At 60.6% G+C, this 16,449-nt stretch carries 19 protein-coding genes and 1 tRNA gene; 7 read left to right on the top strand and 13 right to left on the bottom strand.

The features are described from left to right. Positions 1 to 216: 216 nt before the first annotated feature. From AB1E33_RS04340 to AB1E33_RS04325, 4 genes are all read right to left on the bottom strand, one after another. A complete protein-coding gene (locus AB1E33_RS04340; protein WP_372576039.1) occupies positions 217 to 738 on the bottom strand; it encodes a GNAT family N-acetyltransferase in 522 nt (173 codons plus the stop codon). 9 nt (positions 739 to 747) lie between these two features. After that, positions 748 to 1,005: a YjhX family toxin gene (locus tag AB1E33_RS04335; RefSeq protein ID WP_372576038.1), complete on the bottom strand. Its 258-nt coding sequence runs from the start codon at positions 1,003 to 1,005 to the stop codon at positions 748 to 750. 332 nt (positions 1,006 to 1,337) lie between these two features. Then, positions 1,338 to 1,413: transfer RNA gene (locus tag AB1E33_RS04330), tRNA-Val, on the bottom strand. Between the two features lie 94 nt (positions 1,414 to 1,507). Then, positions 1,508 to 2,032, bottom strand: a complete 525-nt coding sequence (locus AB1E33_RS04325) for a CBS domain-containing protein (RefSeq protein WP_372576037.1) — start codon at positions 2,030 to 2,032, stop codon at positions 1,508 to 1,510. A 117-nt stretch (positions 2,033 to 2,149) separates the two neighbouring features. Here AB1E33_RS04325 and AB1E33_RS04320 point away from each other — a divergent pair, with 117 nt between their 5' ends. From AB1E33_RS04320 to nqrM, 3 genes are all read left to right on the top strand, one after another. Further along, entirely contained in the window at positions 2,150 to 2,338 is a 189-nt protein-coding gene (locus tag AB1E33_RS04320; protein WP_372576036.1) for a hypothetical protein, read from the top strand. A gap of 66 nt (positions 2,339 to 2,404) precedes the next feature. Beyond that, entirely contained in the window at positions 2,405 to 3,430 is a 1,026-nt protein-coding gene (locus tag AB1E33_RS04315) for an FAD:protein FMN transferase (RefSeq protein ID WP_372576035.1), read from the top strand. Between the two features lie 12 nt (positions 3,431 to 3,442). Further along, positions 3,443 to 3,679, top strand: a complete 237-nt coding sequence (gene nqrM, locus AB1E33_RS04310; protein ID WP_372576034.1) for a (Na+)-NQR maturation NqrM — start codon at positions 3,443 to 3,445, stop codon at positions 3,677 to 3,679. Positions 3,680 to 3,682: 3 nt separating this feature from the next. Here nqrM and AB1E33_RS04305 read toward each other — a convergent pair whose 3' ends face one another. The 7 genes from AB1E33_RS04305 to AB1E33_RS04275 all read right to left on the bottom strand — a co-directional run bounded on the left by AB1E33_RS04305 (position 3,683) and on the right by AB1E33_RS04275 (position 11,306). Then, on the bottom strand, positions 3,683 to 4,024 hold the full coding sequence (locus tag AB1E33_RS04305; RefSeq protein WP_372576033.1) for a hypothetical protein: 342 nt from the start codon (positions 4,022 to 4,024) through the stop codon (positions 3,683 to 3,685). After that, positions 4,021 to 4,953, bottom strand: coding sequence for a DnaJ C-terminal domain-containing protein (locus AB1E33_RS04300; RefSeq protein ID WP_372576032.1), 933 nt, complete (start codon positions 4,951 to 4,953; stop codon positions 4,021 to 4,023). The genes AB1E33_RS04305 and AB1E33_RS04300 overlap by 4 nt, the downstream gene beginning before the upstream one ends. A gap of 240 nt (positions 4,954 to 5,193) precedes the next feature. After that, on the bottom strand, positions 5,194 to 5,538 hold the full coding sequence (locus tag AB1E33_RS04295; RefSeq protein WP_372576031.1) for a RidA family protein: 345 nt from the start codon (positions 5,536 to 5,538) through the stop codon (positions 5,194 to 5,196). Between the two features lie 18 nt (positions 5,539 to 5,556). Further along, complete coding sequence (locus AB1E33_RS04290) at positions 5,557 to 6,300, bottom strand: SDR family NAD(P)-dependent oxidoreductase (protein WP_372576030.1); 744 nt, start codon at positions 6,298 to 6,300, stop codon at positions 5,557 to 5,559. 9 nt (positions 6,301 to 6,309) lie between these two features. Continuing rightward, positions 6,310 to 7,956: a hydantoinase B/oxoprolinase family protein gene (locus tag AB1E33_RS04285; RefSeq protein ID WP_372576029.1), complete on the bottom strand. Its 1,647-nt coding sequence runs from the start codon at positions 7,954 to 7,956 to the stop codon at positions 6,310 to 6,312. Next, positions 7,953 to 10,025 (bottom strand): hydantoinase/oxoprolinase family protein, encoded by a 2,073-nt coding sequence (locus AB1E33_RS04280; RefSeq protein ID WP_372576028.1) that lies wholly within the window; start codon positions 10,023 to 10,025, stop codon positions 7,953 to 7,955. The genes AB1E33_RS04285 and AB1E33_RS04280 overlap by 4 nt, the downstream gene beginning before the upstream one ends. 6 nt (positions 10,026 to 10,031) lie before the next feature. After that, positions 10,032 to 11,306, bottom strand: a complete 1,275-nt coding sequence (locus AB1E33_RS04275) for an NAD(P)/FAD-dependent oxidoreductase (RefSeq protein ID WP_372576027.1) — start codon at positions 11,304 to 11,306, stop codon at positions 10,032 to 10,034. A 102-nt stretch (positions 11,307 to 11,408) separates the two neighbouring features. Between AB1E33_RS04275 and AB1E33_RS04270 the strand changes: the two genes are divergently transcribed. After that, a complete protein-coding gene (locus AB1E33_RS04270; protein ID WP_372576026.1) occupies positions 11,409 to 11,813 on the top strand; it encodes a rhodanese-like domain-containing protein in 405 nt (134 codons plus the stop codon). 13 nt (positions 11,814 to 11,826) lie between these two features. Here AB1E33_RS04270 and AB1E33_RS04265 read toward each other — a convergent pair whose 3' ends face one another. Further along, positions 11,827 to 12,258: a hypothetical protein gene (locus AB1E33_RS04265; RefSeq protein ID WP_372576025.1), complete on the bottom strand. Its 432-nt coding sequence runs from the start codon at positions 12,256 to 12,258 to the stop codon at positions 11,827 to 11,829. A gap of 123 nt (positions 12,259 to 12,381) precedes the next feature. On the opposite strand from AB1E33_RS04265, the gene AB1E33_RS04260 reads away from it, so the two are divergent. From AB1E33_RS04260 to AB1E33_RS04250, 3 genes are all read left to right on the top strand, one after another. Then, complete coding sequence (locus AB1E33_RS04260; RefSeq protein ID WP_372576024.1) at positions 12,382 to 12,918, top strand: gluconate 2-dehydrogenase subunit 3 family protein; 537 nt, start codon at positions 12,382 to 12,384, stop codon at positions 12,916 to 12,918. Between the two features lie 4 nt (positions 12,919 to 12,922). After that, positions 12,923 to 14,503, top strand: a complete 1,581-nt coding sequence (locus tag AB1E33_RS04255; protein WP_372576023.1) for a GMC family oxidoreductase — start codon at positions 12,923 to 12,925, stop codon at positions 14,501 to 14,503. A gap of 252 nt (positions 14,504 to 14,755) precedes the next feature. Then, a complete protein-coding gene (locus AB1E33_RS04250; protein ID WP_372576022.1) occupies positions 14,756 to 15,532 on the top strand; it encodes a hypothetical protein in 777 nt (258 codons plus the stop codon). Positions 15,533 to 15,589: 57 nt separating this feature from the next. On the opposite strand, the gene AB1E33_RS04245 is transcribed toward AB1E33_RS04250, so the two are convergent. Next, a complete protein-coding gene (locus AB1E33_RS04245) occupies positions 15,590 to 16,330 on the bottom strand; it encodes a glutathione S-transferase N-terminal domain-containing protein (RefSeq protein WP_372576021.1) in 741 nt (246 codons plus the stop codon). Positions 16,331 to 16,449 lie beyond the last annotated feature (119 nt).

Genomic DNA, 16,449 nt, shown 5'->3' with positions numbered 1-16,449 from the left:
CAAATGCGAGTAGCCCTGCTTCTCTAAATTTCTGAGGAAACATGGCGTGCATTCATGTCGCGAATAGCCTGTTGACATGCCTCATGGAAAACTCAAACCATCGGCATCCGAGGCACTTCTGAATCCGGCAAACATCGGCTTTGCGGACAATCCAGACGTTCATCCTGAAATTATAAATGTCTGGTTCGCCCTGTGGTTATTGGGTAATAGGTGGCGTCACCCCCGACCTGATGTGTCCCAAAAATGTGGCTGCATGAATGGCTCTACCGCAATCGTTTTACCGCTCAGCGGTATTGCCGATTTAGCTTTCAACGCAAGTTCCATCCACGGCTCCGGCATCGTCAAAAGATCCGGGAACGGTGTTTGTTTTTCTGTCGCAACAAACCCGAACCTTGGATAGAAGGTCGGCACGCCCAACACGAACACAGCATCTGTTCCGATGGATTTGAGGTGTTCGATACTGGTTTCCATCACTTCTTTTCCAACACCATATCCCTGATACTCGGGCAACACACCAAGAGGTGCCAACAGGTAGCATTTTGCGTCTGGGTGATCCTGAAAGACAAACGGTGTGAACAGCACGTTACCAACGATCTTACCAGCGCGCTTGGCACTAATTGAAATTGTGTCAGGTAGCGCGAGAAAGCTCTCAGCAAGCTTAGCGATTTCAGGTCCTTCTGCATCGCCAAATGCCAACCTATGGACGTTCGTGATAGGCTCTATTTCTGCGTGGTTCATTGTTTTTTCCTATCTTTGGTTCATTTGTGCGCGCACGGATTTGACCCCCAACGCGGATGCGCGGTAGGGACCGCCGTTTTTCGAGCGGATAAAACGCCGCTTCAAAAGGCGCTGGAATACGCTGATGGTACAGTCGGTCAGCACATGACCGTTGCGTGTGTAACAGGTGATGTCGTGTATTTTGCCGTTTTCGAGGCGCTCATGATGGATAGACCCACCAAGAGCGAGTTCATGCAAAACACGCTGCTCGTGCTTTGAGATATTCATTGGGATGTCTCGATCTTACGAAAGTACATAAACAGGATCACTCAGCATCGCGCGTGAGTGTGCCTATCAATGTCGGTATTCCTGAATTTGAGTCGCCAGGAACGGGCGTTAGGCCCGGGTCTCTTTCATAAAATCTCCATTGCGCGAGGCGGCATGCCTCAAGCGACCGCTGAGCTAGTCGTCAATTAGAGAGGTGTCAAGCCAATTCAAAAGCTGCGCTGGAGAGGACAAAGCCGACCTTCGCGGCTGCGCATTGCCATAGTTCATTGACATGATGCCATGGCGAAACGCGACGAATACTTGCTGATGTCTGGTTCTGGTTATGTGCGGGATGGTGGGTGATGAGAGACTCGAACTCCCGACATCTTCGGTGTAAACGAAGCGCTCTACCAACTGAGCTAATCACCCGCTGCGGGCGGATGTAGCTAAGGTCTGGGCCATGTGCAAGAGGCTTTGCGCGGATTTCCCCGAACAAGCATCGCGCCTGCCCGGGGCCAGAGGATCAGCCGACGATCATCTGCTTCATCCGCAGCGCCTCGTATTCCAGTTCCTTGAGCCGGAAATTCACCACATCGCCTATGGTGATCATGCCGCAAAGATTATCGCCAGCGATCACTGGCATGTGGCGGAAACGTCCCTCGGTCATGCGCTTGAGTATGTCCATCAGGGCATCATCCGGCGTGCAGGTCACTACGTCGCTAGTCATCAGCGCCGAGACCTCCTGCGGCAGAGTTTGACCCGGCGTCTCGGCCATACGGCGTACGATATCGCGTTCCGACAGAATGCCCTGCAACTTACCATTCTGATCGGTGACGACCAGTGCACCGATATGTTTGTCCTTCAGTATCTCGACAGCATGGCTGATCGTGTCATTGGGGCGCAGGGAAAAAACTGCGTCCCCCTTGCCCTCCAGCAGTTTGGCCACGGTGGTCAGCGAATGCGACAAATTCGACTCCACCGATTGGCTATGGGTCTTTTTATCGGTCTTGTCGCCACGGCTGGGCGCTTGGTAAGAGCTTGGGGCCATAGGCTGAATTCCTTCTGCGGATACGACTCTGTTCACCTGTCACTTTAGCGCGGGTTGACGATCCCGGAAGGGGGAAATTGGACGCGGCACGGCAAACAGCGGCATCGGAGCAAAAAAATGGGCGAAGAACTGTATCTCACACCGGTTACCGGGGCGCTGATCGTCTTTGCCGTCGTGATTTGCGGCCATCGGTTCCGGCTGGCCTGGAAGGACCAGACACCCGGCTGGCAGCGGCGTGCCTGGCTGTTCGGCATTCCGGCAGCGCTCGGTCTGCTGGCGCTGGGATTTCTGCCACTCAAGGTCTGAGCATTGTTTGACTCCGCAAGACCCCGCTGGCATATGCCGCCCATGACATTCGACCGGAGTTTTCCCATGCTGCGATGGTTCCCTCTGCTCCTGCCTTCCGCGCTGGCGGGCTGCTTGTTCGACGAGGACCCCGAGGTTCTGCGCCTGTCGGGCGAAACAATGGGCACAACCTATAACATCACAGTCGTGGGCACGGATCTGGATGGTGATGCGATGGCTCTGGCGGTCACCGACAGCCTGGCCTCGATCAATGCCAAGATGTCGAACTGGGACCCAAGCTCTGAGGTTTCGAAGTTTTCCGCCTCTGGTGACACCCAACCCGTTACTATCTCGACCGAATTTGCCAAGGTCATTGCGGCCGCAAATGACGTACACGCGCAAAGCGACGGACGGTTCGACGTCACACTCGGGCCGCTGATCGAACTGTGGGGCTTTGGCCCTCGCAAGCCCGAAGACCCGGTGCCGGATGATGCGGCCATCGCTGCGGCGCTTGCGTATGTGGGTCAGGACCGGTTGCTGATGCTCGACGCCGAGGCCGGCACACTGGCCAAGTCTGATGCGGCTGTTGGCATCAACCTGTCCGCCATCGCCAAAGGCTATGGCGTTGACGCGGTTGCGGCAACGATCGAGGGATTTGGCGTCGAGAATTACATGGTCGAGATCGGCGGCGATCTGGTCACACGTGGCGAGAATGACAAGGGCGAGACCTGGCGCATCGGGATCGAACGCCCGGACGCATCGGTGCAAACGGTGAAACTGATCGTTCCGGTCAGCGATCACGGTCTGGCCACCTCGGGCGATTACCGCAATTTCTTTGAGCAGGATGGCGTGCGCTATTCCCATATCATCGACCCGACCACCGGGCATCCGATCACACACCGGACAACCTCGGTCACCGTGGTGGCGGACGATGCGATGATGGCCGATGCCTGGGCCACCGCGCTGCTGGTCCTGGGCGCCGAAGAGGGTCTAAAACTCGCCGAAGAAAAAGAACTTGCCGCCTTCTTCATCAGCCGGGCTGCACAGGACGGCGTGGAGCCCTATATTGTGCAGCAAAGCAGCGACTTCGCTGCGATTCTCGCCAGCCAGTGACGGAGACCGATCATGAGCACCTTCATCCTCGCCTTTGTCCTGCTGGCGCTGGTCATGGTTGGCATGTCGCTGGGCGTGATCCTGATGGGCAAGACGATCAAGGGCAGCTGCGGCGGGCTGAACGCGATCTCGGGTGCCGATAAATGCGTGGTCTGCCAGAAGGATGTCGACCCTGACAGTCCCTTGCGCGACAAGCTGCAATGCAAGCGCGCCCGCAAGATGATCGAAGAGATGGAGCGCACGGGCTAATCCCTAGCGCTTGAACCGCGCCACGCCGATCGCCTCGATCAGGGTTCGGCGCACCGGGTCAGGCTGCGCCTCGACCGCGCCCAGAACCTCGCGCAACTCCGCACGCAACCCGTGCATCTGGTCGATGAGCGAGATCATCATCGACAGTGCATCCGGCTCCATCTCGTACTGTTCGTGCAACTCACAGGCCAGTTCCAGCCGCGCCACATCGAGGCTTTGATAGATCAGCCCCTGATCGGACTGGGTCGGGATGACGATCTCGGCTGCGAGGTATTCGGTCAGCCGGTCGGGCGTGAGCCGGGTGATCGTCGCGACGAGTTGCGTTTCTGTATAGGTGCGGCTCATGACGGCATCCCCGCGCGTGGATCATAGCCGTGGGCGTCGCGCCACGTCTCCATGAACTGTTTCAGGTCCCCGTCGATCTCTTTCGGCATGACCACCGTCAGCTCGACCAGTTGATCGCCCCGATCCGTGCTGCCGCGTTTTTTGACCCCCTTGCCCCGCAATCGCAGCGTGCGTCCGCTGCTGGTGCCGGGTGGCACCGTGACATTCACCTTGCCGTCGATCGTGGGCGCGGGAACCTTGCCGCCCAGGATCGCTTCGTCAAGCGAGATCGGCAGGGTGATGCGAATATCATGCCCCTCGCGCTGGAACAGCGGATGGGGCGCGACGCTGACTGTGACCAACGCATCACCCGGCGCGCCCTCACCCATCCCGGAATCGCCCTTGCCGCGCAACCGGATTGTCTGGCCATCGGTGATCCCGGCGGGGATTTTCACTTCGACACGATCGCCATCGGGCAGGGTCAGTTTCTGACTGGCGCCATATACCGCGTCCAGAAACGAGATCTGCAGCGTGTAATTGCGATTGCGGCCCGGCGCATGGAACTCATAGGCCTCGCGCTGCCCGAACCCGCCTTGCCCGCGCCCGCGCATGAATTCCGAGAAAATGTCGGACATATCCGGCTGATCGCCGAAATTGGGACCCGCGCGATAAGGGTTGCCCGCCACCTCGGCATGGTCGCGATAATACTGCTGCTGCGGCTTTTCCTGCCCCGAGGCATCGATCTCGCCCCGGTCAAATCGCGCCCGCTTCTCAGCATCCTTGAGAAGGTCATAGGCGGCCGCAGCTGCCTTGAACCTCTCCTCCGCCTCGGCGTCGCCGGGTTTCAAATCCGGATGGCATTCCTTGGCGATTCGCCGATAGGCTTTCTTGATGTCGGCATCCGAGGCGTCTTTCGAGACGCCCAGCACGGAATAGGGATCTTTGCTCATCCTCGCCTCGCTCTGTCATGGCCGTCGGCGGGTCACCGGACCACCCTTACGCAAGTTTTATCACGCGATTCCAACCGGTCAAACCAGAACTGCCCTCCCTAAGGAACCCAACGATGTAGCCGATGAGTGGTGCGGGATTGATCATCTGGGCTTCGGCTGATTTGTTTCCCAGTCTACAAAAATCCCTCCTACATGGCTAAACTGCGCCGTGTGTTCCGCAAACGAGACCTGCCCAAGCTTTCATGGCTTGAGTGCGGCGGTGACTATGATCTCAACCTTCAGAGCGTCGCGGGCCAACCGCGCCTCGCCACAAGCGCGCGCGGGGGCGTGACCCGTGGGCACCCAGGCATCCCAGACCGCGTTCATCTCGGCGAAATCGGCCATATCACGCAGCCAGACAATGGCTTGCAGGATATGCTCGCGACCCGAGCCCGCCTCCTCCAGCAGTGCGTCGATCCGGGACAGGCAATCGCTTGTCTGATCGGTCACCGTCTCGCCCGCGCCGACCTGGCCACACAGATAAATGACACCGCTATGGGCGACGATCTTGCTCATGCGGGCAGAAGTGTGTTTACGCTCAATCATGTCAGACGTCCCTTGGTTTCAGCAGGTATAGTTAAGGCCAAGCCGCCCACCATCCACATAGATGGTCTCGCCTGTCACATAGCTGGATTTTTTCGAGCACAGGAACGCGACGACATCGGCGATCTCGCGGGCGGTCCCTGGCCGCTTCAGTGGGGTGCGTGACAACACCGTCTTCATCGCTTCGGGGTTGGCGTTCACGCCGGCCATCATCTCGGTGTCTATCGAGCCGGGGCCAACGGCGTTCACCCGGATATTGTGCTGCGCCAGCGCCAGCGCCGCCACCTTGGTCAGCTGCATCACCCCGCCTTTTGAGGCGCAATAAGCCGGGATCGCCGGGATCGCCACCTGCGCGTTGATCGATGACATGTTGACGATGGCACCCTCGATCCCCTTGTCGACCATGCTCCTGGCGGCACGCTGCGTCGCCAGAAAAACGCCGCGCAGGTTGATATCGATCACCCGCTCGAAGGTCTCCAGTTCATAGCTCAGGAAATCACCCGGCGAGGCGATGCCCGCATTGTTAACCAGCGCGGTGACCGGGCCATGGTCGGACTCGAGCGCGTCGAACATCGCCGCAATCGCGGCGACGTCGCCCATGTCGCAGATCATGCCGACGCCGCCCAGCTTTTCTGCGGCGGCATGCACGCTGTCCTGAACATCGGCCAGAACCACAAAATAGCCATCCTCGGTCAGCGCCTCAGCGCAGGCCTGGCCGATTCCCTGGGCCGCTCCGGTTACAAGTGCAATGGGTTTGTCTGTCATCGCCTGATCTCAATCCTTGTCCTTATAGACCGCGCGGGCCTCGTCTTCTGATATGAACCCTGCCGAGAGGTCATTGGCAACCGCGGCGGGGTCTCGTGTTGCGGGATCGCCATAGCCACCACCACCGGGCAGGCTCAGCTTCAGCCGCTGTCCGTTGCGGATCAACTGCCGTCCCTTGCTGCGCAGCTCGGTGCCATCGGCCAGCTCAACCCGCCCCGGCGCGCCGGGCAGACCGCCCTCGCGCCCTCTGGCAGGGTTCTTAACCCGGTCGAACATGGCATTGAAATAGAAGTCATAGCCGTCGCGGGCGGAAATCTCGATGGTTTGACCCAGACCGCCGCGCAAGGCCCCGGCCCCACCCGAGCCTTCACGCAGGTCCTTGCGCCAGACGGTGATCGGCCCGACATGCTCGGTCGCCTCGACGCTCATCGTGGACACACCAGAAGGGAAGGCGGTGGCGCTCAACCCGTCGCAACACGGTCGTGCCCCGGTGCCACCCGAGTTGAACATCAGCACTTCGCTGTTCGGCAAGCCGCTGTCAGGATCGCGGGCCCGCGCCGAAATCTGGATATTCCAGAGAGCGCTTGCCCCTTCTGCCGGAACCACTCCCGGCATCGCCTGATGCAGCGCACCCAGCACCAGATCGGGCACCAGATGCCCCATGACATGGCGCACCGAGACTGGCGCGGGGCGGCGGGCGGCAAGTATGCAGCCCTCGGGCGCGGTGATCTCGAAAGGTTCCAGCGAGCCGGTATTGTTCGGCACTTGCGGCGCGATCGCGCATTTCAGCGCGTAACAGGCATAGGCGCGCGTATAAACTTCGGGGCAATTCACGCCGAACTTGCTCTGAACCGAGGTACCCGCGAAATCCGCCACCAGCCTCTCGCCTTCGACCCGCAAGGCGACCTCCATATGCACCGGCGCGTCATAGCCATCGACCTGCATCGTGTGGCGGTAGCTGCCCGAGGGTACCTTGGCGATGGCCTCATGTGTGGCCTTACGACTGGCCTCAATGACAAACTCCGACAGGCCCTGCAGATCGTCGATGCCGAACTCGTCCATCATCGCCTGCAAGCGCCGGTCTCCGGCCTCGTTGCAGGCAGCCAGCGAATACATGTCGCCCACAGTCTGATCCGGCGTGCGCACATTGGCGCGGATCAGTTCGATCAGCAGCGACTGCACCTCGCCGCGTTCGGCAAATTTGGTGATCGGGATCAGCAGACCTTCCTCATAGACCTCGTTGCCATCCGGTCCGAAGCCGCGCCCGCCGATATCGACCACATGGGCGGTGCAGGCGAAGTAACCGATATGTGCGCCCTTGCGGAACACCGGCGTCACCACGGTGATATCGTGCAGATGTCCGGTGCCCAGCCAGGGGTCATTGGTGATGAAGACATCGCCCTCAAACGTGTACTGCGGCCCGATCCTTGCGGCGAAATGAGTGACACTTTCGGCCATCGCGTTCACATGGCCCGGCGTGCCGGTCACGGCTTGGGCGATCATCCGTCCCTGCCGGTCAAACAGCCCCGCCGACAAATCGCCCGCCTCGCGCACCGAGGTGGAAAAGGCGGTGCGGATTAGCGTGGTTGCCTGTTCCTCGACCACCGCGATCAGGCGGTTCCACATGATCTGATAGTCAATAGATGTCGGGGTCATGCCTGCCCCTCCTTTCTGAGCAGCAGCAGGCTGCCATCGCCCTGCCCAATGGCGCGGTAGCCCGAGGTGACGATGGTCGTGGTCTCGGCCTCGGTGATGATCGCTGGTCCTTCAACCATCCGACCGGGTGTCATGGCGGTGCGCGCGACCTCCTGCGCATCCACCGTCTGGCGCAGCCCAGCATCAAAGAACTGCCGCCTGCGCTGCGTGTCTGCCTGCAAGCCCGCGCGATGAATGACCGCCTTTTGCACAGGCGGCAAAACGGTTGAGACGGTGAGCAGCCAATTAGTGATCTCGACCGGCAGCCCGTCGATGATCCGACCAAAGAGCTTGCGATAGGCGGCCTCGAACGCTGCGTGGATTTCCGTGCGGCCTTCGGTGTCGAAGGGACGGTGCGGCAATTGCACGGGGATCTCCCAGCCCTGCCCGGAATAGCGCATCAACGCGGTCAAGCGGGTTGTCGTCTCAACCCCCGCCGCGCCTTCATTCACGAAGCTGCGCGCCTCCTGCTCCATCTCGACCAGCGCGGCGTTGACTTGGTCAGGATCGAACGCATCGAGCTTCTGGAACAGGCCCCGCGTCGCCTCGAAACTGAAGGGCGCTTTAAGGAAGCCGATGGCCGAGCCGACCCCTGCCCCCGGTGGAATGATTAGCGCCACGATGCCCAGTTTCTCGCTCAGGCGGCAGGCATGCAGCGGCGCGCCGCCGCCAAAGGCGATCATGGTAAAATGTTCGATATCGCGCCCGTTCTCGACCGTGTGCACGCGCGCGGCATTGGCCATGTTCTCATCAACCATCTCCGTGATGCCGAACCCCGCCTCCTGCGGCGACAGATCGAGTTTCTCTGTCGCCTGCATCGCCTTCTCCGGCAGAAGCGGGATCGCGCCACCGCCGAAATTCTCCGGATCCAGACGCCCCAATAGCAGGTTGGCATCGGTCACGGTCGGCTCAGCCCCGCCACGCCCATAACAGGCCGGGCCGGGTTCTGATCCGGCCGAGCGCGGGCCGACCTGCAAACGCCCCAGACTATCAATCGACGCGATCGAACCGCCGCCCGCGCCGATCTCGACCATCTCGACCACCGGGGTGGATACGGTCATGCCCGAGCCTTTCTTGAAGCGGTAGGTGCGCGCCACCTCGAAGGTGTTGGCGGTCTTTGGCGCACCCTCTTCGATCAGACAAATCTTGGCGGTGGTGCCGCCCATGTCAAAGCTCAGCACCTTGTCCAGCCCATGCGCGCGCGCGTAATCTGCCGCAAATATCGCGCCACCAGCAGGACCGGATTCCAATAAGCGCACGGGCTGTTCCGCCGCAGTCTCGACCGAGATCAGACCGCCGCCCGAATGCAGCATGAAAACCGGCGCGGTGACCTCCATCTGACGTAACCGTGTGACCAGACGGCCGAGATAATCGGCCACTTGCGGCTGCACATATGCATTGGCGATCACCGTGTTGAAGCGCGGCAGTTCCCGCATCTGCGGCGAGATCACCGAGGAAATCGAGATCGACAGACCGGGCGCGGCGGCCCGCAGCGCCTCGGCCATCATCTCCTCATGGGCGTCGTTGGCATAGGCATGCATCAACCCTATTGCGACGGCGTCATAGCCCCCGTCCAGCACACGAGCGGCCATTGTCTGCACCTCTGCCGGATCAAGTGGAAGCAGCACCTCGCCATTGGGCCCCATCCGCTCGTTCAGGGTGAAACGGTGCTGGCGAGGCACCAGCGGTTTCGGCAGTTCCAGGTTCAGGTCATATTGCTCGAACCGGTTTTCCGAGCGCATTTCGATCACGTCCCGGAACCCTTCGGTGGTGATGAAGGCGGTCTTTGCCCCGTGTCTCTGGATCAGCGCGTTGGTCACCAGCGTGGTGCCGTGAATGACCTGCCCGATCTGGCCCGGCGCGATCCCGGCGGCCTCAGCGGCTTGGCCAATCCCGTCGAGGATCGCCTGTTCGGGCCGGGCATAGTCGGTCAGGACCTTGCAGGTCGAAAACCCTTGTGGTGTCTGCAGGGCCACGTCCGTAAACGTCCCCCCGATATCGACGCCAACGCGGATGTCATCTGTGGTCATGTCGTTTCAGAAGCTCTTGATAAACTGGTTTGCAGTGAAGGCGGCGTCATAGGCCCGCGAGATGATCGACCCACCCCTGACAGGTTTGGGATCGGTGACCGGCAGCGGCAGCTCCGCCCGAGGCTTGCCCGCAATCAGATCGGCCAATGCCCGACCAAACAGCGTGCCCGTCGTGATGCCCCGCCCGTTATACCCGATAGGTGTAAAGAGGTTCTCGGCCAGCTCAAGGATGCGCGGCAGGTGATCGGGGGTCATGGCGATCTGACCATGCCAGGCCTCTTCGAACGTAACACCGGCCAGTTCGGGAAACATCTGCACAAGCCGCTTGCGCGCCCAGCGACGCGACAGACCTTTGTCTGCGGTGCCGATCACCCGGCCCATGCTACCAATCAGCAGCCGGTCACCCGCGTCGCGGCGCAGACTGGACATGATCTGCCCAGTATCCCAAAGACCTTGCCTGCCCGGCAGAATATGCGCGGCCTCAGATCCCAGCGGTGCGGTTGCCAGCTGGAAATAATTGATCGTAGTGAACACCCGGTTCAGTTCGGGCCACAACCCGTCGGTATAGGCATTGGTGCCCAGCACCACATAACGCGCCCGCACGAGGCCCTGTTCGGTCTCGACGATCCAGCGCGTACCATCCCGGCGCAAAGCAGTCGCACGCGCGCCGGTACCGATCCGGGCCCCCGCCGCAACCACGGCCCGTGCCAAACCCCGGCAATAGCCCATCGGGTTGATCGTGCCCGCGCGCCGGTCCAGCAACCCACCATGAAACATCTCCGTCCCGGTCAGCCCGGCAATTTCGGCGCGTGACAGCAGCTCGACGGGTTCGCCCAAACGCTGCCAATCCGCATGACGCTCCTGCAGGTCTCGCAGCCCGCTTGTCGCATGGGCGGCGTGGATGGTGCCGGTCTGGGTGGCCTCACAGCGGATCTGATGCTTTTCGATAAGCGAAAAGACATAAGACGGGCCGTTGCTGAACAACTCTACAAAACCCGGTCCGTGACTCGGCCCCAAAGCCTCGGCCACCTGACGCGGCGGCATCCAAAGCCCCGCATTGACCAGCCCGACATTGCGCCCCGACCCGCCATGCCCGATCTGCCGTGCCTCGATCACCTGTGCCGACAGGCCTGCCTCGGCCGCGTGCAGCGCGGTCGAGAGCCCGGTGTACCCGGCCCCGACAATCGCCACATCAACCGCGGCATCGCCGACGAAAGGCTGGTCCATCTCCGGCTCCTGCGCGGAGGTCTCCCAAAGCGAGATCGGTGTATCGACACTCATGCTGGCCACGCTCCATCCGGCACCCGGAATCACGTTGCAGGTCGCCGTTGCGAGTGTCAATTTACGATATCGCTGTTCAGCCCAACGAGACACGGAGCCATCATGACCCAGCTCAAACTTTCTTCCGCCCAGATGGTAGCCAAGGCCCGCACCCGGATCGAGGAAATCGAAACACCGGACCTGATCGCGATGGTGGATAACCCAGATGTGGTCATTGTCGATATTCGCGACCCGCGCGAACGCCAGCGCAGCGGCTTCATCCCCGGCAGCTTTCACGCCCCGCGCGGGATGATCGAGTTCTGGGTCGATCCCGACAGCCCCTATCACAAGGATGTCTTCGCCCAGCCCGGCAAGAAGTATGTGTTCCACTGCGCCTCGGGCTGGCGGTCTGCCCTCACGGTGGCAACGCTACAGGATATGGGGTTCGAGGCTGCCCACCTGCGAGAGGGGTTCTCGACCTGGGAGAAGCAGGGCGGCCCAGTCGCATTTCCGGCCAAGCCGGATTGAGAGTTCAGACTCGCTAAGTCGCGCGCCAGCGATAATGCGGCGCCCGTTCGCCGCGCAGATAGCGCGCCACATCCGCCGCATCGATCACCAACGACACCGTGTTGAAACCAATCAGCACGACCACCCACCAATAGAGCGCCGTGTCGGTCTGCAGGTCGGGCAGGGACGAGGCGAACCAGATCAGCATCGGTATCCAGAACACATGCCCGATACCCAGCAGCCTCACGAAGCCCAGCCTGGTATAGATCACCATCATCACCGCGATCCCTGCCAACGCCGCCAGCAAGGCAACCCGGCCATAAAATGTATCGAGAAAAAACAGCGCACCCAGATTGACCGCGATCAGACAAATCGCCCAGATCCTCGGCAGTGGCGCAAAGCGAAACAGCACGATCCACAGGATCTCGAAGACATACATACCATGACCTTCCTGTTGTCCGGTCATTGGACGGGACCATACACGATCCGGCAAGGCCTTTGATGCGTTGGGGTAGCCCCGGATTGGACCGACGACCCTGAAATCGCTTAAACTGGGTTGCACAACCGTCGCAACGGGGGCGCTGACAGGATGAAACGCAGACGCTTCATCGCCAATACACTCCGCACCGCCGCGCTACTCGGTGCGGTGCCACGCGTGGTAGTTGGCAAAAGCCAGGAAGGGGACAGACCCATGTCACTCACCGAACCCGAGGCCGAGACCTTGTCAAAATGGTGCGATCTACTGGCCCCCGGTGCGGCGCGGGCCGGGGTGGCGCGCTTTGTCGACCAGAACATCTCGGGGAGTTTCAGCGAGTCCATGCTGCTGCTGCGCTATCTCGACAGCGATGCGATGTTGCCCTTCTATCGTGGCGGCATCGCCGGGATCGAGCAGGAAAGCCAGCATCGCTTCGCCATGGGGTTCGCCCGGCTGGACATGCAGCAAAGCGGTGAGATCGTGGCGGCTGCAGCCCAGTCGAAAACCGAAGCATGGACAACCCCCGACCCCAATTTCTTCTATTTCATTTCCCGCAGCGACGCAGTGGATATGGTCTATGGAACCGAGGCCGGGTTCGCCCAGCTGGACATTCCCTATCTGGCCCATATCGCCCCGCCCAAGCCATGGTGACGCGATGACCGATCACACCTATGACGCCGTTGATGTGGTTGTTGCCGGATCGGGCATCGCGGGCAGCACCATGGCCGCCGAACTGGCTGAGGCTGGCTTTTCGGTTCTGGTGCTGGAAGCCGGACCCGAGCGCAAACTTTCCGAGATGGTCAGCTCGCAAATCTGGTCGCGGCGACTGCGTTGGGCGGGCCCTGAGGTGATCGAGGCCGGTGATCTGGTGGGCGCCGCAAACTTCGCCATGGGCTGGGGCACGGGCGGGGCGGGGCTGCACTGGTATGCCAACTGGTACCGACTGCACCCGGATGATTTCCGGGTCAACACGCTGCATGGCAAAAGCCTGGACTGGCCGGTCACCTATGACGATCTGCGTCCCTGGTACGACCATGCACAGGCCTATTTTGGCGTCTCTGGCGATGCCAAGGCCGACCAATGGTCACCGCAGAGCGATCCCTACCCGATGCCGTCCCTGCCGCTCTCGCGCCAGTCACAGGCGCTGAAGAAAGGGTTCGACGCGGTGGGGCTGTCGCTGGTGTCGAACTCGCTGGCGGTCAACAGCCAGAGCTATGACGGGAGGGCGGGCTGCATTCTGGACGGCTGGTGCGATGCGGGCTGCCCGATCGGCGCGCTGGCCAATCCGCTGGTGCTGCAATGGCCCAAGGCGTTCAAGGCCGGGGCCAAGTTGCGCCACCATGCCTATGTCAGCAAGATCACCACTGACCCGTCGGGCAAACGCGCGACCGGTGTCGAATATCTCGACGAACAGGGCGCGCGGCATTTTCAACCTGCCGCGATCGTGATCCCGGCCTGTCACACGATCTGGAACGCGAGGTTGCTGCTGCTCTCGGCCAGTGATCACCACCCGGACGGGCTGGGCAATGGCAGCGGTCTGTTGGGCCGCCACTTCACCTCGCACGCGCTGACCACGATCCACGGGTTGTTCCCCGACGAGACCGAGCCGTATCGCGGCGTGACCGGGGCCAATACGCTGTGTCTAGAGGGCTATGACGACAAGACGCCCGCGAAGGGCGCCTTTGGCAGCCGCGCGTGGTTGGCGGCGCAAGCCACAAAACCCAACGATCTTCTGGGGTTGGCGTTGGCCCGGCCCGAGCTTTATGGCGCGGGGCTGGACGACTATATGCGGCGCGCAGCCCGGCACTACGGCAACATGACCGTGCTCTGCGAAGAGACCAGCATCCCGGAAAACCGGATCGAGCTGGACAGCCAGAAAGACCGCTTTGGACTACCCGCAGCGAAAGTCACGAACACCCTGCCCAAGGACAACTCCGCGCGCTCCGATCTTGCCAAAGCCGAGGGGTTGAAGATCTTCAAGGCGGCGGGCGTCAGCGAGCCCTGGGCCGGGCAACGCGCGCCAATGCACATGATGGGCGGCACGATCATGGGGGGCGATCCGGCGACATCGGTGACCAATTCCTTTGGCCAGACCCATGATGTCGAGAACCTGTTCGTGGCGGGCGCGAGCCTGTTTCCCACCCCCGGCGCCGTGAACCCCACCGCCACGCTGGCCGCTTTGGTGTTCCGCACCGCCAAGCATATCAGCGACAACCGCGCAGCGCTGCTCAGGTGAGCTTCGAATGCCCGCATGGTTTGAAACCTCCGATCATTGTTTTGATGCGCATTGCCGAACGGGTTGATTTCGGATGATCACACCGAAAGTCGCCGCTCTGGACGTGCAGAGCAAAAATCTGGCTCAGAGCCCAAACAAACATGTGCTGCAGCTTGAACGTGTGACCGACCTAACCTGCATAAAGCTCTGTTGAACAATGTAAAGACGACAGCCATTCTCTCCAAGGCACAGCCAAATAGTTCGGAGATGACGTTGAGCCCAAAATCGTTTCGAGTTCGCTGGTATCCTGCATTGATAGTATTGTCGTGCTTACCTATCGGGTTGAAAGCAGAAGTTGAGCAATACCTGCCCGCTCCGGCACATGACCCGTCACAAGCATGGTGTGAGGGTGATCTGTTTTTCTCACCCGGAGCAGGTCGCTTTCCCCCAGAAGGGGGATTGGTCGAAATCGGCGGCATTGTCGTCCGTGTTTGTCAGGCGCCGCCACCTACGCGCGGCCCCGACGAAAGGGTGATGCGTCTCCTGGTTAATCCGAGACGAGTTCCTGGGTTGGCGTACAACAAAACGGCTTCTGGAATTATTATCTCAAGTCTGGGAAGTTACGATCTTCATCTTAAAAATATTGTCGAACAAAAGAAAAAAGTAGGCGGCACCAAATTCGGTGAAACGGGCTATGATATCTACAAGTATTTCGACGAAAGTACATCCAGATTTATCGAGGCATCCGACTTTGTGTATATGGATCGCCCCGATAATACGGATGGAATTCCACCTCATATTATCAGCTGCAACAAAAAATTCACCCGCCATCCGGACGTTTTGGCGTTTTGCCGCGTCTTCATTGACTACAAAGATATTCGGGTTCAATTGCTCTTCGCTGGTGGTGGTCCGGTTGCCTCGCCGCTTCCGCTCCAGTTGTTTCCCGAGTTTGCAAAAGATCTGGTTCGCGTGATGGAAGCCGTTGATGTCACCGACGACGTAGAACACTTGCGGAAAAGCCTGCCTTATTGGGACCAACACGAGCAGTGAGGGATTAGTTTCATTTGGATTGCGTCTGTAACCGTGCGTGAAGCGATTTCGTCTGGTCTATCTGGCAAGGCACGTCAGCGGTGGCAGGTCCCAATGGGCGCGTGGCGACTGCGCCCTGCCCATGCCGTCAAATGCATCCAATAGCGCGTCGAACCAGCGCTCCAGCGCGGAGCCTTGCGGCCAGAAGTGTCGCCGACTGACCACCCGCGCCCACTGAAACGTACCAAACAGGATATAGTCCCCATAATCAGGCGCATCTCCACCCAGATATGGCGCGACCGACAGGGCATCCTCCACCGGGGCCAGCGCGGTGCGGACCTGCGCTGCGGCGGGTTCGGGGTGTGCGCCGATCTCCTCGACGCTCTGGCCAAACTTGGCCAATGTCCGCTCCCGGTAATACGCCTTGTCGATCTCGGCGGTCAGCGGGAACTGCTCGGCGATCACCGCGCGAAACAGCCCCGGATGCAGCGCACTGTCGGCCCAGCTGTTCAGGAATCGGCAGCGCGACAGGGCGGCTGGACCGGGTATCAGCGGAAACTCGGAATAGGTCTCATCAAGATAGAGTGCGATCTGCCAGCTGTCGCGCAACCACCGCCCGCCATCAACCAGCACCGGCGCAGTGATGCCACCCGAGTCGGTGATGCGGTCCTTTTCGGTGATGTGCCAAGGCCGGGGGGCATAACCCAGGCCCTTATGGGCCAATGCCATCCGACTCCGCCAGCAATAGGGGCTGAGCCTGCAATCCAGGTCTTCGCCGATCACCTCGAAAAACCTGCGGGCTCTTGCTTGCCCGGTCATCGCACCGCTCCTTCCTGTTCCGCGTGGGCCATGGCGCGCAGCCCCATCACAGCTAAACCCGTAAAATAGCTGGTTTTTGGGCGCATTCCAAGCTTCCCCAAAGCGCCCGTGATGTGCAT

Origin of the sequence: Ruegeria hyattellae, assembly GCF_041537925.1 — a bacterium.
Classification (GTDB): domain Bacteria; phylum Pseudomonadota; class Alphaproteobacteria; order Rhodobacterales; family Rhodobacteraceae; genus Ruegeria_C.
This window is presented reverse-complemented; position numbering and strand designations above follow the sequence as displayed.